Source organism: Parafrankia sp. EUN1f, from assembly GCF_000177675.1.
GTDB lineage: Bacteria > Actinomycetota > Actinomycetes > Frankiales > Frankiaceae > Parafrankia.
Genome location: NZ_ADGX01000100.1, coordinates 1 through 21,712, shown reverse-complemented (window position 1 = coordinate 21,712; position 21,712 = coordinate 1). Strand labels below are relative to the sequence as shown.

At 72.7% G+C, this 21,712-nt stretch carries 17 protein-coding genes; 10 read left to right on the top strand and 7 right to left on the bottom strand.

Annotated elements, in window-relative coordinates; genetic code table 11:
* Positions 1-218 precede the first annotated feature (218 nt).
* The 4 genes from FREUN1FDRAFT_RS25485 to FREUN1FDRAFT_RS25470 all read left to right on the top strand — a co-directional run bounded on the left by FREUN1FDRAFT_RS25485 (position 219) and on the right by FREUN1FDRAFT_RS25470 (position 4,943).
* Positions 219-1,160: an SAM-dependent methyltransferase gene (locus tag FREUN1FDRAFT_RS25485; RefSeq protein WP_006543135.1), complete on the top strand. Its 942-nt coding sequence runs from the start codon at positions 219-221 to the stop codon at positions 1,158-1,160.
* Between the two features lie 79 nt (positions 1,161-1,239).
* Positions 1,240-2,790 carry a TetR/AcrR family transcriptional regulator gene (locus tag FREUN1FDRAFT_RS25480; protein WP_006543134.1) on the top strand — a complete coding sequence of 517 codons (1,551 nt, stop codon included), beginning with the start codon at positions 1,240-1,242 and terminating at the stop codon, positions 2,788-2,790.
* Between the two features lie 327 nt (positions 2,791-3,117).
* Positions 3,118-3,432, top strand: a complete 315-nt coding sequence (locus FREUN1FDRAFT_RS25475) for a hypothetical protein (RefSeq protein WP_006543133.1) — start codon at positions 3,118-3,120, stop codon at positions 3,430-3,432.
* Between the two features lie 14 nt (positions 3,433-3,446).
* Entirely contained in the window at positions 3,447-4,943 is a 1,497-nt protein-coding gene (locus tag FREUN1FDRAFT_RS25470; RefSeq protein WP_006543132.1) for a class I adenylate-forming enzyme family protein, read from the top strand.
* A 116-nt stretch (positions 4,944-5,059) separates the two neighbouring features.
* Here the strand turns inward: FREUN1FDRAFT_RS25470 and FREUN1FDRAFT_RS25465 are convergent, their stop codons facing one another.
* Both FREUN1FDRAFT_RS25465 and FREUN1FDRAFT_RS25460 read right to left on the bottom strand, forming a co-directional pair.
* Positions 5,060-5,794 carry a VIT1/CCC1 transporter family protein gene (locus FREUN1FDRAFT_RS25465; protein WP_006543131.1) on the bottom strand — a complete coding sequence of 245 codons (735 nt, stop codon included), beginning with the start codon at positions 5,792-5,794 and terminating at the stop codon, positions 5,060-5,062.
* 53 nt (positions 5,795-5,847) lie between these two features.
* Positions 5,848-7,782 carry a hypothetical protein gene (locus FREUN1FDRAFT_RS25460; protein WP_006543130.1) on the bottom strand — a complete coding sequence of 645 codons (1,935 nt, stop codon included), beginning with the start codon at positions 7,780-7,782 and terminating at the stop codon, positions 5,848-5,850.
* A 612-nt stretch (positions 7,783-8,394) separates the two neighbouring features.
* Between FREUN1FDRAFT_RS25460 and FREUN1FDRAFT_RS25455 the strand changes: the two genes are divergently transcribed.
* Positions 8,395-9,717 (top strand): cation:proton antiporter, encoded by a 1,323-nt coding sequence (locus FREUN1FDRAFT_RS25455; protein ID WP_006543129.1) that lies wholly within the window; start codon positions 8,395-8,397, stop codon positions 9,715-9,717.
* On the opposite strand, the gene FREUN1FDRAFT_RS25450 is transcribed toward FREUN1FDRAFT_RS25455, so the two are convergent.
* Together FREUN1FDRAFT_RS25450 and FREUN1FDRAFT_RS25445 are read right to left on the bottom strand one after the other, a co-directional pair.
* The gene (locus FREUN1FDRAFT_RS25450; protein WP_006543128.1) at positions 9,704-10,357 is read right to left on the bottom strand and encodes a response regulator transcription factor; all 654 of its coding nucleotides are present in this window, start codon (positions 10,355-10,357) and stop codon (positions 9,704-9,706) included. The two genes, FREUN1FDRAFT_RS25455 and FREUN1FDRAFT_RS25450, sit on opposite strands and share 14 nt — an antisense overlap.
* A gap of 2 nt (positions 10,358-10,359) precedes the next feature.
* The gene (locus FREUN1FDRAFT_RS25445) at positions 10,360-11,334 is read right to left on the bottom strand and encodes a HAMP domain-containing sensor histidine kinase (RefSeq protein ID WP_035953433.1); all 975 of its coding nucleotides are present in this window, start codon (positions 11,332-11,334) and stop codon (positions 10,360-10,362) included.
* Between the two features lie 218 nt (positions 11,335-11,552).
* Between FREUN1FDRAFT_RS25445 and FREUN1FDRAFT_RS25440 the strand changes: the two genes are divergently transcribed.
* Positions 11,553-11,894: an STAS domain-containing protein gene (locus FREUN1FDRAFT_RS25440; protein WP_063745347.1), complete on the top strand. Its 342-nt coding sequence runs from the start codon at positions 11,553-11,555 to the stop codon at positions 11,892-11,894.
* Here FREUN1FDRAFT_RS25440 and FREUN1FDRAFT_RS25435 read toward each other — a convergent pair whose 3' ends face one another.
* The gene (locus FREUN1FDRAFT_RS25435; protein WP_006543125.1) at positions 11,895-12,944 is read right to left on the bottom strand and encodes a sigma-70 family RNA polymerase sigma factor; all 1,050 of its coding nucleotides are present in this window, start codon (positions 12,942-12,944) and stop codon (positions 11,895-11,897) included.
* 424 nt (positions 12,945-13,368) lie between these two features.
* Here FREUN1FDRAFT_RS25435 and FREUN1FDRAFT_RS25430 point away from each other — a divergent pair, with 424 nt between their 5' ends.
* From FREUN1FDRAFT_RS25430 to nhaA, 3 genes are all read left to right on the top strand, one after another.
* On the top strand, positions 13,369-14,460 hold the full coding sequence (locus tag FREUN1FDRAFT_RS25430; protein WP_006543124.1) for a PP2C family serine/threonine-protein phosphatase: 1,092 nt from the start codon (positions 13,369-13,371) through the stop codon (positions 14,458-14,460).
* Between the two features lie 532 nt (positions 14,461-14,992).
* The gene (locus FREUN1FDRAFT_RS25425) at positions 14,993-15,763 is read left to right on the top strand and encodes a class I SAM-dependent methyltransferase (RefSeq protein ID WP_006543123.1); all 771 of its coding nucleotides are present in this window, start codon (positions 14,993-14,995) and stop codon (positions 15,761-15,763) included.
* A 214-nt stretch (positions 15,764-15,977) separates the two neighbouring features.
* On the top strand, positions 15,978-17,375 hold the full coding sequence (gene nhaA, locus FREUN1FDRAFT_RS25420) for a Na+/H+ antiporter NhaA (protein ID WP_035953429.1): 1,398 nt from the start codon (positions 15,978-15,980) through the stop codon (positions 17,373-17,375).
* Here the strand turns inward: nhaA and FREUN1FDRAFT_RS25415 are convergent.
* A complete protein-coding gene (locus FREUN1FDRAFT_RS25415) occupies positions 17,319-17,981 on the bottom strand; it encodes a DsbA family protein (RefSeq protein WP_157475312.1) in 663 nt (220 codons plus the stop codon). The genes nhaA and FREUN1FDRAFT_RS25415 overlap by 57 nt on opposite strands.
* Before the next feature lie 54 nt (positions 17,982-18,035).
* Between FREUN1FDRAFT_RS25415 and FREUN1FDRAFT_RS41950 the strand changes: the two genes are divergently transcribed.
* Positions 18,036-19,778 (top strand): ABC transporter ATP-binding protein/permease, encoded by a 1,743-nt coding sequence (locus FREUN1FDRAFT_RS41950; RefSeq protein ID WP_006543120.1) that lies wholly within the window; start codon positions 18,036-18,038, stop codon positions 19,776-19,778.
* 73 nt (positions 19,779-19,851) lie between these two features.
* On the opposite strand, the gene FREUN1FDRAFT_RS25405 is transcribed toward FREUN1FDRAFT_RS41950, so the two are convergent.
* Positions 19,852-21,712 (bottom strand): ABC transporter ATP-binding protein (locus tag FREUN1FDRAFT_RS25405; RefSeq protein WP_006543119.1); only part of this gene is annotated, 1,861 nt, incomplete at its 5' end.

Sequence of the window (21,712 nt, the reverse complement as noted above, 5' to 3'; positions counted from 1 at the left end):
GTCGCCGCGTTCGGATGGTTCCTGCGGCCGGTCACCGGCCGCCGTCCGGACGGGCGGCGCCCGGGACCGATGGCCGCCGGAACCGGGCCACCCCACCGGATGGCTGCCACCCGCGCCTGGCGGCGTCGCGGACGACAAAGGCCACGACATAGGCCACATCCGAGGCCGAAAACTCCAACAAGCACCACCCTTCGAGAGCATCCAGCTACGTTCAGCGCATGGACGAGGTTCCTCGCGGCGTAGGACGGACGGCGCTCGCCACGGCCTGGATCCGGGCCAAGGCGAGCCGCCGGCCGGACCGTCTCTTCGATGACTGGCTCGCGCAGCTCTTCGTGGACGCGGCCGGCGACGCGGTGCCCGTGGTCCCACCCGACGCCGACGACCAGCTGCGGATGTGGGCCAGAACTCTGATGACCTACCTGGACGTCCGCACCCGCTTCTTCGACGACGAGCTGGGCGCGGCCGTGGCCGCCGGCTGCCGGCAGGTGGTGGTGCTGGCCGCGGGCCTGGACACGCGGGCCTTCCGGCTGCCCTGGCCGGCCGGCACCCTCCTGTTCGAGGTCGACCGCCCCGACATGCTGTCGTTCAAGGAGCGGGTGCTCGCCTCGACGAACTTCCGGCCTCGGTGTGAACGCCGTCCGGTGGTAGCCGACCTGACCGAGGACTGGGTCGACCAGTTGCTGCGGGCGGGCCTGCGCCCGAGCCTGCCCACGGCCTGGCTGGCCGAGGGCATTCTCGTGTACCTGGAGGCCGCCCAGGCCGAGCGGCTGCTGACGAACGTCACCGACCTGTCCGCACCGTCGAGCCGGTTCGCCCTCGAGGACGCGACCGGCCTGTCGAAGGACCTGCTCGACGAGGTGCGCCGGATCCCGCCGATGGGTGAGTTCGCCGAGCTGTGGCACGGTGGCCTGCAGGGCGAGTCGGCGGCCTGGCTCGGTGACCACGGCTGGCGCGGCCACGAGACCGCCTTCACCCGGGCGGCGAACCGGCTCGGTCGGCACCCGCACCAGCCGATGCCCATCGAGGGGTCCTTCGTGACCGCCCAACGGATCGGCCCGTCGGAGCCGGCCGGTGTCACCCGGGCCACCGCGCCGCGCCACGCCGGGGCGACCGAGAGCAACCGGCTCAACGGGCGCCGCCCCACGGCGACCACCGGGTGAATTCCACCTTTCGGCGAACGCGCGTGTTCCGACGCGCGGAACGGAATACAACGCCGCCTGTTCGCATACTCTGACGTAGATGTCCGAGAACGAGATCCTTCGGCGAGCGAGCTACGGCCCCACCAGTCCGGTGGTCGGAGCGCGCGGTTCACGTACCCGCGCACGCGTCGTGGAGACGGCCCTGGGCCTATTCGAGGCGCAGGGCTTCCACGGCACGTCGGTGGATGACATCGCCAAGGCCGCCGGCGTGTCCCGGGCCACGCTCTATCAGTATTTCGAGAGCAAGGAGCAGATCTTCATCGAGCTGCTCCAGGAATGCGGAACGGCGCTCATGCGGGTGGTCCGCCGGATCGGCCCGCTGGAACCCACCGAGCTCGGCTTCGACAATCTGCACTGGTGGCTCGGCGAGTGGGCCTGGGTCTACGACCGGTACTCGACCATGTTCGTCCAGTGGGCGAACATCAGCTCGCCCGGCACCCCGATCCCGGAGATGGCCAGCCGCTTCCTGGCGGACTATCACGAGCGGATCGCCCGGCGGCTCGCCGCCTCCGGTGTGACCGGCATCGATCCCGTGGACGCCGCGGTCGTGCTGACCACGCTGGTCAACGCCGCGAACTACACGAGGCACGTCAACGCCGCGGCCGGCCCCGCAGGCGGGCGCACCGCCGGCCAGGGCAGCGGTCCGGGTACCGGCCCGGGCGGCGCGCGGCCCCCCGCACGCTCCACCGCGATCAGCACGGAGCACCTGACCGACGGGCTGGCCGTCCTCATCCAGCTGCTGCTTTTCCCACAGACACCGCCGGCCGTTTTCGCGCAGCTCGGCCGCGAGATTCCGACGCCGCGCCCGCCGAGCGGCGGCGAGCGGCTGTGGTCCGCACCATCGGTGGCACCCGCCTCGACATCAGCACATCCAGTGGCCTCGGCGACGCCCGCGCAACCACCCGCACCGGTTTCTTCACCGGTCGCCGCGCGGCGCCCCGACGACCGGTTCGCCGGCCTCAGCAGCCGGGCGGGAGCCACCGTCGCCCGGCTGCTCGACGCCGGCGTCCAATGCTTTACCGAAAAGGGTTACCACCAATGTTCGGTGGATGACGTCGTCTCACTCGCCGGTTACGCCCGCGGAACCTTCTACAAGTATTTCGACGAAAAGCTCGACCTGCTGGTGGCACTGAGCGACCGGGCCCTCGGAGCCATCACCGAGCTTGACGAAAGGCTGCACAGAATCCGCGCGGCGACCACACCGGCGGCACCCACCGCGCCCGATCCCGGCGAGCTGCGTGACTGGCTGGGCGCGGTCGCGACCTTCGCGCTGCGGTATCTCGGGGTCACCCGGGTGTGGCTCGACCAGCAGCCACACCATGCGCGGCTGGACGAGGTCCGGCGGGTGATGAGCGAGCGGCTGCACACCGGCTACGCCACCGTCCCCGGCGGCGGCCGGTGGCCGCACCCGCTCGACCCGCGAATCGCCAGCATCGCGTTCTTCACCGTGCTGGAACGGCTGCCCGAGGCGCTCGTCGACGCCACCCCCGAGCGGCCCATGGCGCAGATCGTGGACGTCATGGCCGTGGCACTCGACCGCACCCGGCTCCTCACCGGCGTCAGCCTTCCGGTCGCACCCGACCTCCCGTAGTCCCTGGTAGGAGCAGACCTCCAGGTCGTCACGGCGGGAAGCAGCGCTGTCGCCTTCAGTGAACTTCAGCGCCGTGGGCGGAACACGAATAACCTCGTGACCTGTGATTGCCGGCACCGCCTGGTCCCGGATTCGGTCGCCCGCGCCGTTTCGTGACGGTGTGCGGCGCCGCACCGCCGTCGCGCCCCCGCGGCCCGTGCGTACGACCGAGCCCGACGACCGCGGTGCCCGGCGGGCACGGATCCGTGGCGGTTCTGCGATGTCCTACGAGGCGAGAACGGCCCTTCCACAGCCACGGTGGGAGGCCCGCACAAGGAGGTCACACGGGTGAGCACCCTGGTCAAGCCCGGTACGCGCTACAAGTCCACGGTGTGCGACACCGAGGTGATCATAGTCAAGCCCGCGTCCGCCGCCATCGATCTGCGATGTGGCGGGCATCCGGTGGTCCAGGTCGGCGAGGAGGCCCCCGCCGGGCTGACGCTCGACCCCGCGTTCTCGGCCGGCACGCCGCTGGGCAAGCGTTTCGCCGACCCCGAGTCCGGGCTGGAGCTGCTGGCCACCAAGGCCGGCGCCGGCTCGCTGTCGATCGGCGACGTTCCGCTTCCGCTGAAGGACGCAAAGCCCCTCCCCTCCTCTGACTGACGGGCGAGAAGCACATGCACCTCGGGATGCTGTTGGAGATGGCCGCGGACGGCTTGGCCGACCGCGTCGCGCTCGGCCCGCTCGCGGGTGGGCTCACGTTCGCCGAGCTCGGGCACCAGGCGCGCCGGGCCGGCGCCGCGCTGGCGGCGATGCCGGGTGACCGGGTCGGCCTGATCGATCTGAACTCCCCCGCCGTGCCGCTGACGCTGTTCGGGTCGGCGCTGGCGGGCAAGCCGTTCGTCCCGATCAACTACCGGTTGGCGGACGAGCAGCTGCGCGCGATCGTCGCCCGGACCGCCCCGGCGACGATCGTCGTCGGGGCGGGTGTCGCCGAGCGGCTCGGTGACATCGACGGCATCCACCTCGTCACCCGGGACGAGCTGCTCGCCCTCGCGGCGGACAGCGAGGCCAAGGAGGCCGACGGCTGGGGCGGTGACCCCGAGGACATCGCGGTGCTGCTGTTCACCAGCGGCACCACCGGCGAGCCCAAGGCGGCCGTCCTGCGCCACCGCAACCTCACCGAGTACGTGATCACCACGGTCGAGTTCGCCGGTGCCGCCGACGACGAGGTCGGGATCGTCAGCGTCCCGCCGTACCACATCGCCGGTGTGTCGGCGTCCTGCTCGGCCACCTACTCGGGGCGCCGGACCGTGCAGCTCGAGAGCTTCGAGCCGCGGGCCTGGGTGGACCTCGTCCGGGCGGAGTCGGTCACCCACGCGATGGTCGTGCCGACCATGCTGGGCCGCATCCTGGATGTCGTCGAGGCGGACGGGCTCGGCCTGCCGTCCCTGCGGTCGATCTCCTACGGCGGCGGGCCGATGCCGGTGCCGGTCATCGAGCGCGCGGTGACGATGCTGCCGCACGTCGGTTTCGTCAACGCCTACGGGCTCACCGAGACGTCCAGCACGATCGCGGTGCTGGGCCCGGACGACCACCAGGCGGCGATCGGCAGCACCGACCCCGAGGTGCGGGCCCGGCTGGGTTCGGTCGGGCGGCCGCTGCCCAGCCTGGAGGTCACGATCCGCGACCCCGCCGGCGTCGAGGTGCCGACCGGGGAGCGCGGCGAGATCTGGGTCCGCGGTGGGCAGGTGTCCGGGGAGTACCTCGGCATCGGCCGGATCGAGAACGACGGCTGGTTCCCGACCCGCGACGAGGGCCACCTGGACGCGGGCGGCTACCTGTTCGTGCACGGGCGCCTGGACGACGTCATCGTGCGCGGCGGGGAGAACATGTCCCCGGGCGAGATCGAGGCCGTCCTGATCACCCATCCCGCCGTCGAGGAGGCCGCGGTCGTCGGCATCCCGCACCGCGAGTGGGGCGAGCAGGTCGTCGCGGCCGTCGTCGCCTCCGGCGAGGTGACGGAGGAGGAGCTGCGCAGCCACGTGCGGGCGCAGCTGCGCTCCAGCCGCACGCCCGAGCACATCCAGTTCCGCTCGGAACTGCCGTTCAACGAGAACGGCAAGCTGCTGCGCCGGGTCCTGCGCAGCGAGCTGGAGAACGCGTTCACCTGAGGGTGGACGGCCGGGGGCTGACGGGGCTCGTGCCGGCCGGGCGGTGACGTCCGGCCGGCCGGCGCCGGTCAGCCGCCAGCCCGCCGGTCAGCCCACCGGCCCGCTGGCCAGCGCGATCAGCCCACGGAGGCGTTGACGAGCACGCCGATGCCGTAGGTCGCCGAGGCGGCCACCAGACCGAGCAGCAGCTGGCGGGCCCCACTGTAGACGAACGACCGTTCGGTGAACCTGCTGACGACGGCCCCGAGCAGGAACAGCGCCAGCCCGGCGAGCATCGCGGCCAGCGCGAACGAGGAGAGCCCGAGCAGGTAGGGCGCCACCGGGATGGCCGCCCCGACGGCGAACGCGCAGAACGACGCCCCGGCCGCACCGATCGGGGAGGGCAGCTCGTCCAGGTTCAGCCCGAGCTCGGTGCCGACATGCGCCCGCAGCGCGGAGTCGGGCCGGTTCCCCAGCTGGCGTGCCACCGAGGCGGCGGTCTGCGCGTCCACCCCCTGGCCCTGGAAGTAAGCCGCCAGCTCCGCGGCCTCCGCCTGCGGGTACAGTTCCAGCTCGCGACGCTCCACCTCGATCTGCGCCCGCATCGCCTCGTTCTGCGACCGGACGGAGGTGTACTCCCCCGTCGCCATCGAGAAGGCCCCGGAGGCCAGGCCCGCCAGGCCCGCCAGGATGACCGCCGGCCGCCCCGCCGCCCCACCCGCGAACCCACTGATCAGCGCGACGTTGCTGACGAGCCCGTCCATCGCGCCGAAGACCGCGGGGCGCAGCCAGCCGGCACCCGCGGAATGAGCGGAATGGCCGGCCGGATGCGCCTCCGCCGGCCGCGCCGCGCTCTTCTCGTCAGTTCCCACGGGTTTCGAGGCTACGACCCACCGCCACCCGGCGCAGCGCCTTCGTGACGGATCTATCCCACATGTACGAAGGGGCGGTTCTCCGGGTCCGGCTCGGCCTCGCGCACGATCTCGCGGGTCGTCGAGGCGACCTCGCCCACGCCGAAGAACACGAACCGCGCCAGGTTCTGCAGCGGGTTGCCCTCGGACCACTCGAAGTACACATGCGGCCGGGTGCCGGTCAGATCCCGCAGGTGCAGCAGCAGCGCCGCGATCGCGTTCGGGACGGACGTGCTGGTCAGGCGCAGGATGCGGTACCCGTGCCGCTCCCGCCCGTGGACGACCAGCTCGCTCTCGAACTCCGAGGAGTCCGGGACGTCCACCTCAAGGAACAACAGGTGCTGCGCGGGCGGGACATGCAGCAGCTCGTGCGCCTTGCTGGCCTTGTCCGCGTACTCGGCGGCCTCGCCGGTGTCGAACTCGTTGGCGACCAGGTGCAGCGCCCCGGCCCGCGCCGCCTCCTGCACCCACCGGGTCGCCGTCGGGTCCAGCTCGACCCCGGTGACCCGCAGCTCGAACGACCGCACCGCCCGGGACAGGAAGGACACCAGCAGGATCACGATGATGAAGATCGAGCCGATGATCAGCCCGTCCGGCCGTTCGATGATGTTCGCGATGGTGGTGTAGACGAACACGGCACTGATCACGCCGAACCCGGCCGCCCCCCGCCAGCCGCCACGGTGGTGCGCCGAGATCGTCACCGCGACCGACGCCGACGTGATCAGCACCAGCACACCGGTGGCATAGGCGCCGCCCTGCTTGTCGACGCTCGCGTCGAACACCAGCGTGACGACGAAGCCGATCAGCGTGAACACCAGCGCCAGCGGCCGGACCGCGCGGGCCCACTGCGGCGCCATGCCGTACCGGGGCAGGTAGCGGGGCACCAGGTTCAGCAGGCCGGCCATCGCCGAGGCGCCGGCGAACCACAGGATCGCCACCGTGCTCAGGTCGTAGGCGGTACCGAAGGCGTTACCCAGCTCCTCGTGTGCCAGGTAGGCCAGGGCCCGCCCGTTGGCCGGCCCGCCCGGCTCGACCAGGTGCTCCGGGATGAGGACCGTCGTCGCGAGGCTGCTCGACAGCAGCAGCACCCCCATGATCAGCGCGGCGGTGGTCAGCAGCCGCCGGGCCCCCTGGATGCGTCCCGCCGGGCGTGCCTCGGTGTCACCCGGCGCGCCACGGATCAACGGCATCACCGCGACACCCGTCTCGAAACCGGACAGGCCGAGCGCCAGCTTCGGAAAGATGATCAGCGCGACACCGACCAGCGCGACCGGGTTCGGATGCTCCGCGACCAGCAGCCGATGCCAGTCCCCGAGCATCGACGGGTGGGTCACGACCTTGACCAGCGACACCGAGATCACGGTCAGGCTCAGGGCGAGGTAGACGGCCACCAGCACCACCGCGATCCCGACGGCCTCGGTGAACCCGCGCAGGAACACCGCGCCGAGCAGCGCGAGCAGCACCAGCGTGACGGCGACATGATGGCCGGCCAGCACGTCCGGGGCGTACGGGTTCTCCAGCAGGTGCGCGGAGGCGTCCGCCGCCGACAGCGTGATCGTGATCAGGAAGTCGGTGCAGGCGAACCCGAGCAGCACCAGGACCAGCAGCTTTCCCTTCCACCAGGAAAGATGCTTCTCCAGCATCGCGATGGAGCCCTCACCGTGCGGGCTCTCCCCCGCCACCCGCCGGTACACCGGCAGCGCCCCGCACATCGTCACCACGACGAGCACCAGCGTCGCGATCGGGCTCACCGCCCCGGCGGCGAGAATCGCGATGCCGGGCTGGTAGCCGAGGGTGGAGAAGTAGTCCACCCCGGTCAGGCACATGACCCGCAGCCAGTGGTGGCGCTGGTGCTCCGGCTCGGGCTGCGTGTGCGGCCCGGCGTGCCGCCGTGCCTGCTCGGTCCCGGCCATCAGCCAGTCCCCCACCCGCTGGCGCACCGCGGTCATCCGCGGCCTCGGCCGTTGCCGGCGTGGCCTCGGGCCACCGCGGGCAGCTCGCCGGTCATGCAGGGGCGGAGCATGGGGCAGGTCTCCGGTCCGTCGGGGGCGCTGGCGGCAGCGCGCAGCGCGGTGGGCACACCTCGGCCCTTGCTGGGCGGGCCTACCCCGATACTGGCAGCCTCGGCGACCTGCTGCCCGCAAATCTCGGCCGGCCGGCCTGCCTGCCAGCCGCAGCCGCCTGCCGGTCGAAGCAGCCACCGATCATCGCTCTGTCGTACTCGATCGCCACGCGTGGTGGCGGCCGCGGTGCCCGCTGGGCATGTCGGCCGCTGGCCGGAGCGCAAGCAGTTCCGGGTCGGGATATGGCGGCACGGCTGCACATGTGGCGGCAGGGCTGCAAAGAACCGGCGCCACCCGACGCGCGCTCGGCGACGACTGGTGCCCGTCCGGGGCCGAAATGGGTGTGCGCCCCGATGGTCTCCCTCGTCGCCGTACCGGATCGTCGACCGAAACGGTTGTCGCGACGCAAAGGTGAGGTGCGCAGTGCTGGAGGAAGCCGAACACAGGCGGGTGGGGTCGCTCACGGCCGGGCCGAGCCGGACACGGGGAGGCTGATCCGTGGGGCACGCCGACACCCTGCTGGCCATGGGCGGAGCCTTCCTGGCGGCGGCGCTGCTGGCCCGCGCCGGGGTCCGGATCGGGCTCCCGACCATCCCGCTGTTCATGCTCGCCGGAATTCTGCTCGGCCCGCACACGCCGGGCGTCGTCCTGGTGGACAGCCCCGAGGACCTCGAGATGCTCTCCGCGCTCGGGCTGGTCCTGCTGCTGTTCTACCTCGGGCTGGAGTTCCACCTCGACGACCTGAGGCGCGGCGGCCGGCGGCTGTTCGCCGCCGGCGGCATCTACCTGCTCCTCAACGTCGGGGCCGGCCTGGGGTTCGGGTTCGCTCTGGGCTGGGGCGCGCGGGAGGCGCTGGTGCTGGCCGGCGTCCTGGGTATCTCCTCGTCCGCGATCGTCACCAAGACACTGATCGACCTGGGCCGGCTGGCTCACCCCGAGACCCGGCTGATCCTGGGTGTCCTCGTGGTGGAGGACCTGTTCCTGGCGATGTACCTCGCCGCACTGCAGCCCGTCCTCGCCGACGTCCACGGCGTCGGGGAGACGATCGCGCAGGCCGGGAAGGCGTTCGGCTTCCTGATGGCGCTCGCCATGGTGGCCCGGTTCGGCACCCGGCTGGTCGGCCGGCTCATCGCCGTGCGGGACGACGAACTGCTGGTGGTCACTTTCCTGGGGGCGGCGGTGCTGGTCGCCGGGGTTTCCGAGGTGCTCGGCGTCGCCGACGCGATCGGCGCGTTCATGGTCGGGCTGATCTTCGGCAGTACCAGCTCCGCACCGCGGGTCCGCGAGCTGGTGCATCCGCTGCGCGACGCGTTCGCGGCCATCTTCTTCTTCGGTTTCGGGCTCTCGATCGACCCCGGTGACGTCGCGGGGGTGGCCGGGCCTGTCGCCGCCGCCGTCGCGTTGACGGCCGCGACGAGCGTGATCGCCGGTCTGGTCGCCGCGCGCCTGCACGGGTTCGGGGCGCAGCCCGCGGCCGACATCGCGACCACCCTGGTCGCCCGTGGCGAGTTCGCGCTCATCCTGGCGGCCATGGCGGCCGGCGCCGGGCTCGACAGCCGCCTGGCGTCCTTCGTCGCGGGGTACGTGCTGGTTCTCGCGGTGCTCGGTCCCATCATGGCCGGCCGGTCCGGCTGGCTCGTCCGCCTGCTGGCGGCCGTCCGGAGGCCTCCCGCGGAACCCGCCACTCCCGTGCCGCACGCCGCGCCGCAGAGCGCCACCGCTCATCCGCCGCCGCACGAGCCGACGCCGGACGAGCCGCCGCCGCACGAGCCGACGCCGCACGAGCCGACGCCGCACGACTCACCGCTCACGGCTCGATGAGCCCGGCGCGGATCGCGTAGCGGGTCAGCTCCAGCCGGTCCCGCAGGCCGAGCTTCTGCAGCAGGTTCGAGCGGTGCCGCTCGACCGTCTTGACGCTGATGAACAGGATGTCGGCGATCTGCCGGGATGAGTGCCCCTCGGCGACGAGCTTGAGCACCTCCTCCTCCCGGTCGGTGATGACCCGGCCGGTGCCGGGGTCACCGGCCGCGGCGCGCTCGAGATGGTCGCGGATGAGGGCGTTCACGGCACCCGGGTAGAGGAACGCCTCACCACGCACCGCGGCCCGGCAGGCCTCGACGAGATCCCGGTCCGCGACGGATTTCAGCACGTAGCCGGACGCGCCGGCCCGCAGCGCGGCGAAGAAGTACTGCTCGTTGTCGTACATGGTCAGGATCAGGATCCGGACGTCCGGCAGTGCCCGGGAGAGCTCGCGGGCGGCCTGCAGGCCGGTCAGCCGTGGCATGGCGATGTCGAGGATCGCCAGGTCCGGCTGTTCGGCGCGGGCCCTCTCGATCGCCTCGGCGCCGTCGGCGGCCTCGGCCACGACGGTCAGGTCGGGCTCGCTGTCGAGAATCAGCCGTACCCCGCGGCGGACCAGCGCGTGGTCGTCGGCCAGCAGGATCCGGATCGGTCGGGGCATGGTCAGTCCCTCGCCTCGGGCAGCGGCACCCGCGGCGCCTCGGGCAACGGCACTCGCAGCCGGACCTCGGTCCCACCGGCGGCGGCGGGCCCGATCGTGAGGTCGGCACCGATCAGCAGCGCACGTTCGCGCATGCCGCCGATGCCCGAGCCCTCCGCGGCGCCACCGAGCCCGCGGCCGTCGTCGCGGACCCGCAGCTCGATGCCGGCGTCCCGGCGAGCGACCTCGAGGCGGGCGTGCCGGGCACCGGCATGGCGGGCCGTGTTGGTGAGGCATTCCTGCGCGACCCGGTACAGCACCAGCTCGGCGTCACGGCCGAGGCCGAGGTGACGTTCGACGCTGTGATGCACCACGAGCCCGCCCGTGGTGAACTCGCCCGCGAGCGCCTTGAGCGCGCTGGTCAGCCCGAGCTCCTCGAGGACACCCGGGCGCAGCCGGCGCGCGATGCGGCGGATCTCGTCGAGGCCGTTGCGGGTGGTCTCCTGCACCTGCCGCAGCCGCGCGCGCAGCGGCGGCGGCGCCTGGTCAGCGACGCTCTTGAGCTCCAGCAGGACCGCGGTGAGCGTCTGGCCGATCTCGTCGTGCAGTTCCTGCGCGATCCGGTGCCGCTCCGCCTCCTGCGCGGTCAGGGCACGGGCCGTGCTGGCCGCGCGTTCCGCCTCCAGCCGGTCCAGCATCGCGTTGAAGGTACGGATCAGGTCCCCGATGGGGCCCGCCTGCCCGGCGGCCGCCAGCCGGTGGCCGGGGCGCGTCAGGTCGATCGTGGCCATGGCCCGGATGAGCCGATCGATCGGGCGCAGGCCGACGCGCAGCAGCGCGGCGTTCGTCACCAGCATCGCGGCCAGCCCCCCGATCAGGATCAGCACCTCGGTCAGGACCACCGGTGTGGAGACGGTGACCGGGCCGAGAATGAGCCCGAGCATCGCCGCGGTGAACACCGCCGCGTTGAGCGCGAAGACCCGCCAGAACAGGGTCAGCCCACGGGCCCGGTCACCGTCCTCAGCCGCTGCGCACACGCCCCAGCCTGTTCCGGCGCCGTCACCGCTGTCCATCGGGGCTGCCACCCATTCGGCGCCGCGGCCTCACATCGGACCGACGGGCGCCACGGGCCCGCGGGGCGATGAGTTCGTCCCGTGACGGAGGTCTGCAGTCTGTGGGCGAGCGGTGGCAGCTCCCCCCGACGGATGGAGCGGCGATGCCCGAGGATCCGACATCCCCTCCGCCCGGCCTGGCCGCGGTGGTGTTCCGCCTACCGGCGGCGCCGCGCCGGGACGACCTCGCCGGCCTGTGCGGGCAGGCGGAGCGGCTTCTGCGGGACCACCCGGGGCAGGCCATGCTCGTCGACGCCACCGCGGTCGGCCGCGCGGACCTGGTGGCCGTCGAGGCGATTGCCCGGATGGCCCTGCTGGCCGGACGGCACAACCGCGCGTTCCGGCTCGAGGCGCCCGCCCCGCTGCGGGACCTGCTCGCCCTCACAGGCCTCGCCGGGCTGGCCGACGACCCACCATCGGCCGGCCCGGCCACGCCCGCCGGATGATCACACCTCAGGCGGCAGGTGTGCCGGCAGGCCGAACGCGGGAAAAAGGCGTTCGACGTCCAGGAAGGTGTTGATGCCGACGACCCGGCCGGCCTCGATCTCCAGGACGACCAGGCCCCAGGGGTCGTGACCGGCCCCCGACGCGCTCGGCCGGTACTGGCCGAAGGCGGGATGGCCGTTGGCCGTCGTCGGCAGCAGGCGGGAGCCCCGGCACCCGGACCCGGTGCCGAGCATCCAGGCCCGGACGTCGCGGTGCCCGCGCAGCCACAGGTCCAGCGGCGGCATGGACAGTGTCACGCCCTCATGCAGCAGCGCGACCAGGGCGTCCATGTCGTACCGCTCGAAGGCCTCGACGTAGCGGGCGAGCAGCGCCTGCTGCTCGGCGTCGGCCGGCCGCAGCGGCTCCGCGTCGGAGAGGTCGATCGCGGCGATGGTGGCCCGGGCCCGCTGCAGCGCGCTGTTGACCGAGGCGACCGTGCTGTCGAGCAGTTGGGCCGTCTCACTCGCCGACCAGCCGAACACCTCACGCAGGATCAGCACCGCCCGCTGGCGGGCCGGCAGGTGCTGCAACGCGACGACGAACGCGAGCCGGACGCTCTCCCGGCGGGCGGCGACGTCCGCCGGATCGGCGCCGCCGGACCCGGTGGCGAGCACCTGCCCGTCGGGTGCGGGGACGATCCAGGCCGCCTCCGGCAGCGGTGCGCGCACGGGCGTGTCGGCGGTGGACGGGCCGGTGAGGTCCATCGGGCGGGCCCGGCGCTCACCGGCACTCAGTGCCGTGAGGCAGACGTTGGTCGCGATGCGGTACAGCCACGACCGCAGGGCGGCCCGGCCCTCGAACCGGTCGATACCGCGCCAGGCGCGGATCATCGTCTCCTGCACAGCGTCCTGCGCGTCGAACGGGGAGCCCAGCATCCGGTAGCAGTAGCCGGTCAGCTCCCGGCGGAACGGCTCCAGCAGCGCGACGGCCTGCGTTGATGCTCCGGGAACAGCCGAATCCTCGCCCGGCGGACCGGCAGTCACGGGCGGGCCGGCAAGAACCTCACTCATCGTTGACCCTCATGCCCAGCAGTGTGCCGGCCACCTCCGACAGAATTCGCGCCGCGCCGCGCCCTCACCCGCACAGCTCACCTGTCGAGGATCCCGCACCGCCATGCAGCACCGGCGCTTCACCTCAAGAGGGGCAAAAGGGGCGCCGATTCACCTGGCGACCCGCAAGAAGTGAGGATCCTGGTCACTGGAACGACCAGAATCGTTCACTCTTGCGACCCGCCAAACCGAGCCACCGGACCACGGGACTCCCGGAGAGCCGGCCGCGTTCGTGGAGCGCGAACCTCCCTGCCCACCAACCAACGATCTTGATCGACGCCGGTCCGCGCCAGGCTCCTCCCAGGAGTATCCATGTCCGCCCTGACACCCAGCCGACAGGGCACGGGTCTTCTCCCACACAATCCTGTAGGAGAAGGTCATCCGTATGGATACGGGAGGAACACAGCCGGCCGGCCCTGAGCCCTCCGCGCCTCCTCCCGCGGCGGACCCGGTCGCCGCCTCGCCGACCGTCGCCGCCTCGCCGACCACCGAGGCCGACCGGCGCACCGCCTGCGACGAGTGCGGCGCGACGGCCGTCGACGAGGACGGTTTCTGCCGGGTGTGCGGCCTGCGGACCGCGCCGCTGCACGGTCCGGACACCTGGCTGTCCGACCTGGGCACCGCGGCTGGCCTGTCGGACCGCGGCCGGGTGCACATCCACAACGAGGACGGCATGGGTCTCGAGCTGATCCCGCCGGGCGTCCACGGCCCACGGCTCGGCGGCGCCGTCGGTGTGGTCTGCGACGGCGTGTCCAGCGCGTTCGGTTCCGGCCCGGCCGCGCAGGCTGCCGCTCAGGCAGCCGCGGCGGCACTGGCCCGGCTGGCCGCCGCCGCGGCACCCGCCCCCGGCCCTGAGCCAGCCGAACCCGGAACCGTACGGGCCGTGGCGCCGGAGCTGCACCGGGCGCTGACCACCGCGCTCACCGACGCCGCCCAGGACGCCCAGGACGCCGTGCTCAGCGTGGCCGAGGAGCAGGGTCTGGCGCCGGCATGCACGTTCGTCGGCGCCATCGTGCTGGACGACGTCCTCGCCATCGGCTGGCTTGGGGACAGCCGGGCCTACCTGGTCGACGGCGCCGGGGCACGCGTGCTCACCGAGGACGACACCATGGCCGCGGAGGCCGTCCGGGCCGGGCTGCTGCCGCCGGAGCTCGCCGAGCACGGCCGTGCCGCGCACACCATCACCCGCTGGCTGGGCAACGCGCGGACCTCCTGGCCGCCGCGGACCCGGGTCGTCGGGCTGCGGCCACCCGGGCGGGTCGTCCTGTGCAGCGACGGGCTGTGGAACTACGCGTCGGCCGCGTCGGCGCTCGCGGCACACGTCGACGCCTCCGGCTCCGGTCCCGGCACCGGGACCAGCACCGGGACGGCGGCCGCGCCGATCGCCGTGGCGCGGCATCTGGTCGACGTCGCGCTGCGGGCCGGCGGGGCCGACAACATCACCGTGATCGTCATCGACGTTCCGGGGAGCGCCTGACGGTCGACTTCACCCGCGGAAACCGGTTCGCGTAGTTGACGATCGCGGTTCACCGGCACCGGCACCCGCGACCCGCGACCCGCGACGGGACGGGACGGGACGATCCTCGTCACCGATCTCGGCTCGGCCAACGGCACCTGGCTGGGCCCGGACGCCACCCGGCTGACCCGTCTGGACGTCGACCTGCGCGTTCCCCTCCGCCCGGGCGGCCGGGTCTTCGCCGGCGCCTGGACCCGGTTGACCGTCACCGCGGAGTGCGCGGAGTGACCTGTCCCGTTCGCGGGTGTACCCGCCGTATGTGTTCTTTGTCGTGTCTCATACAGTCACGGGGCCCGGCGGATGCCGCGCGTTCGCCGTTCACCTGCCCGGTCGCCCGGCGGGCCACCCGGCCGGTCACCCGGCGCAGGCCCACGCCCAGGGCGGGACACCCGGGACATCCGGGACACGGCGCGGACGTCGTCCACCACCGGCATCCCCGACCAGCCCGGGCCACGTGACGTGGCGACGACGTTCAACGAGGAGCGACGAAAGGATGATCGGCAACGACGCCCATGTGCGGAACAACCGCACCCGGTGGAACGAGATCTCCGACGACTACCAGCGGTTCAACGCCCCGCAGATCCGTGAGCAGGCCTTCACCGGGGACATCACCTGGGGCGTGTGGGGCATCCCGGAGTCGCGGCTGAACATTCTCGGCCATGTCGTCGGACTCGATGTGCTCGAGATGGGCTGCGGCGGCAGTCAGTGGTCGACCGCGCTCGCCCGGCGCGGCGCCCGCCCGGTCGGGCTGGACCTGTCCGAACGGCAGCTGCACCACAGCCGCAAGCTGCAGCGCGAGACCGGGCTGGATTTCCCGCTGGTCCAGGCCAGCGCGGAGGACGTGCCGTTCGCCGACGCCGCGTTCGACATCGTCTTCGCCGACCACGGCGCGTTCTCGTTCGCCGACCCGTACCGGGCCGTCCCGGAGGCCGCGCGGATCCTGCGTCCCGGCGGCCTGCTGGCGTTCGGGCATGTCAGCCCGATCTACGAGATCAGCATTCCGGATGGCGCGGAGGCGGCCGGCGACCGGCTCGTCGGCGACTACTTCGGCCTTCGCCTGATCTCCGACACCGACGGCCTGGTCAGCGCCAACCTTCCGTACGGGGCGTGGATCCGGCTGTTCCGCGACTGCGGGCTGGTCGTCGAGGACCTCGTCGAGCCGCGGCCCGAGAACGGGCTGGACTCGTCGCACCGCGACAGCGCCGAGGAGGCGTGGGCCCGCCGGTGGCCCTCGGAGTGCATCTGGAAGGTCCGCCGCACCTGACGGCCTGAAAGCCTGACGACCTGAAAGCATGGCCGGATGGCTCCAGCGGAGGTTCGACACCGACAATGACCCCGATCCGAAGGCTGACGCCCACCCGAAGGCTGACACCGACCCGAAGGCTGACGCCCACCCGAAGGCTGACACCGACCCGAAGGCTGACGCCCGCCCGAAGGCTGACGCCGGCCCGAAGGCTGACGCCGGCCCGGTACGAGGCGTGACCGCGCCGACCAGGCCGGGGCCCGAGCTGCGGGTCCGGCTTCCCCAGGTCGCGCCGTCGGTGCGGGAGTTCCTCGCCACCGAGGCGGGTGGTGCCGTCCTGCTGGTCATCGCCGCGGTCATGGCGCTGGTCTGGGCGAACAGCCCGGTCAGCGACAGTTACCACGACCTGTGGGAGACCACCGCCACGCTCGGCGTGGGCGACGCGACGCTGTCGATGTCGCTGCATCACTGGATCAACGACGGCGCCATGGCGATCTTCTTCGCCGTGGTCGGACTGGAGATCAACCGCGAGTTCACCACCGGCGAGCTCCGTGACCGGCGGACGGTGGCCGTCCCGGCGCTCGCGGCCGTCGGTGGGCTGGGCCTGCCGGCCCTGATCTACTTCCTGTTCAACCCGTCCGGTCCCGCCGCGGTGGGCTGGGGCATCCCGATGTCGACGGACACCGCGTTCGTCATCGGCATCCTCGCCCTGTTCGGGCCACGCTGCCCGGACCGGCTACGACTGTTCCTGCTCACCCTCGCGATCGTCGACGACATCGGGGCGATCGCCGTGGTCGCGGTCTTTTACACCGAACACGTCGAGCCCGGGTGGCTGGGTGCGTCCGGTGTGCTGCTGCTGCTGATCGCGGTGATGCGCTGGATGCGGGTCTGGCGGCTGGGGCCGTACGTGCTCGCCGCGGTGGCGCTGTGGGTCGCGATCTACTCGTCCGGCGTACACGGAACACTGGCCGGGGTGATCGTCGGCCTCGTGCTGCCCTCGGCGCCCCCGCGCCGTGAACAGATCGACAACGTGCCGATCTACGTGCGCGCGCTGCGGGAGGACTCGACGGCCGGGCGCGCCGCGCTCGCCGTGTCGGCCGCCCGGGCCACCGTCGCCACCAGCGAGCGGCTCCAGTACAGCCTGCATCCGCTCAGTGCCTACGTGATCGTGCCGGTCTTCGGTCTCGCCAACGCGGGGGTGCACCTCGACAGCCACGCGCTGACGACCGCGGCGTCGTCACCGGTGACGATCGGGGTCGCGGTCGCGCTGCTCGTCGGCAACGCGGTCGGCATCACCGCGGCCGCGCTGCTGGCCATCCGCGGCGGGTTCGGCGCGCTGCCCGGCGGGGTCCGCTACGGCCACCTGATGGGCGCGGCGATCCTCGCCGGGGTCGGCTTCACGATCTCCCTGTTCATCACCGAGCTGGCCTTCACCGACCCCGCCCTGGCCGAACAGGCGAAGATCGGCATCCTGGCCGGCTCGATCACCGCCGCCGTGCTGGGCACGATCACCCTGCGGTATGTCGGGGAACGCTGGCCGCTGTGCTCTCCGGGCACGGACGAGACGATCCCGGCGCTACCGCCGCGACCATGGCGCGCGCCGGCGCCGGCGGTCAGCCCCGTCATCCGCTGACGGTTCGTCCGCTGACGGTTCGTCCGCCGGCCGGCCGCCTGCCGACAACCGGCTGGAGCCGGACCCGGCGCGGGCGACGGCGGAGCGCAGCGGGCCGAGCTCCAGCCGGCCGCGGTACCGCACCCCGTCGATGAAGATCGTCGGGGTGCCCTCGACCCGCAGCTGAGCGGCACCGGCGTAGTCGTCCTCCACCGCGTCGCCGTAGGGCTGCGCCGGGTCGCCGACGACGAGGTCGGCGTCCAGGCCGACCGCCCGGGCGAAGCCCATCAGGTACTTGTCGGCGAGCTTGTCCTGATTGGCGAACATCAGGTCGTGCATCTCCCAGAAACGCCCGTGCGCGCCGGCCACCTCGGCCGCCAGCGCGGCGGTCAGCGCGTAGGGGTGCACATCGAACACCGGGAAATGCCGGAAAACCTGCCGGACCTGACCGTCGGATGTATTCACCAGCTCCCGCAGGATACCGGCGGCCCGGGCGCAGTACGGGCACTCGAAGTCTCCGTACTCGACAATCACCACGCCTGCGTCCGGAAATCCCCGGGAATGCCGGAACGGATCCGCCGCCAGGCGCTTCGCTTTTTTCACCGTGTTCCCGCCGACCTCGGCCATACGGCCCATGATATCGGGCGCCACGGGGACGGCTGGCCGGCTAGTGTGGAGCCCGTGGCCGAGGTGAAAACGTCGGACCGGAGCACCGAGAACGCCGATGACATGCTGGCGATCAAAGCGGTCGACGTCCGAATTCGGCGCGGGACGACCTGGGGTGGCCGGGACGGCCGGGAAATCGTTCACGGGGTGTCCTTCGAGGTAGAGCGGGGAACCGTGACCGGTCTGCTCGGCCCGAGCGGATGCGGGAAGACGACGCTGATGCGGGCGATCGTCGGTATTCAGCGCGGGGTGAGCGGTGACCTGCGGGTGCTCGGCCGCGGGCCCTGCGAGCGCGAGCTGAGCCGCCGGGTCGGCTACGCCACCCAGACCGCCTCCGTCTACAGCGACCTGACCGTGACGGAGAACCTGCGCTACTTCACCGCGCTCAGCGCCCAGCAGGGCGCGCTCAGCCCGCAGGAGGTCATCCGCGGGGCGGAACGCGCCGCCGCGCGGGTGAGCCTGTCGGCCGAGATCCACACCCAGGTCGGACGGCTCTCCGGCGGTCAGCGCGGCCGGGTTTCGCTGGCCGCCGCCATCATCGGCGGGCGGGAGCTCCTCGTGCTGGACGAGCCGACCGTCGGGCTCGACCCGGTGCTGCGGCGCGAGCTGTGGGACGGCTTCCACCAGCTGGCCGACCAGGGGGTCACTCTGCTCGTCAGCTCCCATGTGATGGACGAGGCGTCCCGCTGCGACCGGCTGCTGCTGCTGCGCGAGGGCCGGCTGATCGCCGACGAGACCCCTGAGTCGCTGCTCGAGATCACCGGCGCCCCTGATCTCGACCACGCCTTTCTGCGCCTGGTCGAACCCCGCCGAGCGCCACGGCAGACGCCGCCGCCACCCGCCGAGCGGGCCCAGGAGCTCAGCCCGGCGACAACGGAATGCGCCGACCCGCCGGAGACCGCCGACCCAGTGAAGACCGCCGACCCAGTGAAGACCGCCGACCCGCTGGAGACCGCCGACCCTCCGGGGACGACCCGCTCCGCGGCGGCCCCCCAGCAGTGCGACGACCGGGGCCTCCGGCTGAACCTGCCGCGAACGACCGCCACCGCGCTGCGGGTGGTGCGCCAGATGCGCCGGGACCCGCGGACCATCCTGCTCGTGCTCGTGCTCCCACCGGCGCTGCTGGTGCTGCTGCAGGCGATCTTCGCGAACAACTCGACGGCGTTCGACCGGGCCGGGGCGGGCCTGCTCGGCGTGTTCCCCCTCATGACCATGTTCTTCCTGACCTCGGTGGCGATGCTGCGGGAGCGGCGCTCCGGCACCCTGGAGCGGCTGATGACCACGCCGATCGGCCGCGGCGACCTGCTCACCGGCTACGGCGTCGCCTTCGGCCTGCTCGCCGTCGCGCAGGCCGCGATCACGACGACGACCGCCGTCGCGTTACTGCACCTGACCATCGCCGGGCCGTTGGAGATGCTCGGCCTGCTCGCCGTGCTCTCCGCCCTGTTCGGCACCGCGCTCGGCCTGCTCACGAGCGCCTTCGCGAACTCCGAGTTCCAGGCCGTGCAGTTCCTTCCGCCGGTGCTGCTCCCGCAGTTCCTGCTCTGCGGCATCCTCGTCCCGCACGATCAGATGAACGCCGTTCTCGGCACGGCCAGCATGCTCATGCCGATGACCTACGTCGTCGATGCGCTGAGCCGGATCAGCACGACGCCCGGGGTGTCGATGACGGTCGTGCGGGACGCCCTCGTCATCGCGGGGTGCACCGTGGTCGCGCTCGCGCTGGCGGCCGGGACCCTGCGCCGGCAGACCCCCTGACGGGACGGACCGGGCCCGGCGGGTGACCGGGCCCGGCAGGATCACCGGCTGCCAGGCAGGACGAGCCGGCCGGTCAGGCGGTGCGGTCGAGGGTGCCGGCGGCGAGCCGCGCGTAGTGCGGGGATCGCCCCAGCAGGTCCTCGTGCCGGCCCGCGGCGACCAGGACCCCGTCGTCGAGGACCAGGATCAGGTCCGAGGCCCGCACGGTCGAGATGCGGTGGGCGATCACGAGCAGCGCGCGGCGGGCGGCGATGTCCGCCATCGCCCGGGTCAGGGCCCGCTCGTTGACCGCGTCCATCTGTGAGGTCGGTTCGTCGAGCAGCAGCAGCTCCGGTGCCGCGAGCAGGGCACGCGCGACGGCCACCCGCTGGCGCTCACCGCCCGAGAGCAGGACCCCGTGGTCGCCGACGTCGGTGTCAAGCCCGGCGGGCAGCCGCTGGACCACGGCGGTCAGCCGCGCGACGTCGACCACCTCGGCGACCTCGGCCTCGGTCGCGTCCGGCCGGGCGTAGATGATGTTGTCGCGCAGCGAGCCGCAGAGCACCGGGGCGTCCTGCTCCACCAGGTTGACCTCGCGCCGCGTCCGCGCACGGCCCACCTGCTCCAACGGCTTCCCACCGACCAGGATCTCGCCCTCGTCCGGCTCGTAGAACCGCTCGATGAGGCCCAGGATGGTCGACTTGCCGGCTCCGGACGGCCCGACCAGCGCGACCTGCCCGCGGGCCGGAACGGTGAACGACACGCCCCGCAGCACCGGGCGCGGCCCGTAGGAGAACCAGACGTCACGGAACTCCAGCGCGGGCGGCCGGGCCCCCGGGGCGGTCAGTTGGCCCGGCCCGGCCGGCTGGGCCTCGACCGGCTGGGGCCGCTGGTCGGATCCATCCCGTGGGTCGGGTTCCTCCCGCGGCATCGTGAAGACGACGTTCACCCTGGTCAGCGCGCCGAGCCCACGTTGGATCGTCTGCGCGGACTCGATGAGCTGCGACAGCGGCATCACCAGGTAGGTCGCGTAGAGGAGGAACGCGACCAGGTCGCCCAGCGAGGTGGTCCCGCGGGCGACGAGGACACCGCCGGCGAGCAGGACGACCAGCACCGAGCCCTGGACGGCGAGCTGGGTGGCGGGCGCGATCACCGCGCTCAGCCTCGCCATCCGCATCCCGGCCTGGTAGGCGTCCTCGGCGTGCCCGCCGATGCGCTCGCTCTCCCTGGCCTCGGCGTTGCTCGCGCGCACGGTACGGATCGCCGTGAGCGCCCGCTCCAGGTCGGCGGACATCCGCCCGACGCTCGCCTGACCCTGCTCGGAGATGGACCGCACCCGCGTCAGCGCCGTCACCACGACCGAGCCGGCGACGACGACCGACACCACCACGAACGCGAACAGCACCGGGCTCAGCCACACCATCAGCCCGATCGCCGCGAGCACGCCGATGGTGCTGGTGACGAGGGTGGTGAGACTGTAGGCGACCGCGTCTCGCACGACCATGGTGTCGGCGTTGGAGCGGGAGAGCAGGTCCCCGATCCGCTGGGCGTCGAACACCCGGATGCGCAGCCGCAGCAGGTGGCCGATCAACCGGTGGCGTAGCCCGAGCAGAACGCGCTGGCCGGTCCGTTCCAGCAGGTAGTGCCCCCAGGTGTCGACCGCCGCCTCCAGCAGGAACACCGCGACGAGCACCCCGATGAGCAGCGCCGGCACGTGCCCGGTGCTCGCCCCGTCGATGACCCCGCGGACCAGCAGCGGCTGCGCGAGGCCGATCACGGAGCCGAACGCGGTCAGGGCCGTCGCGAAGGTGATCAGGCGGCCGTGCCCGCGCAGCAGGCGCCACAGGTCCCCGAGACCCGGCCGGGGCCCGTCCGGACGGGCCTTGCCCCGGCCACGGAATCGAGGCGGTGGCGGCCCCGGCGGAAACGCCCCCGGCGGCGGGGGGCCCGGCGGG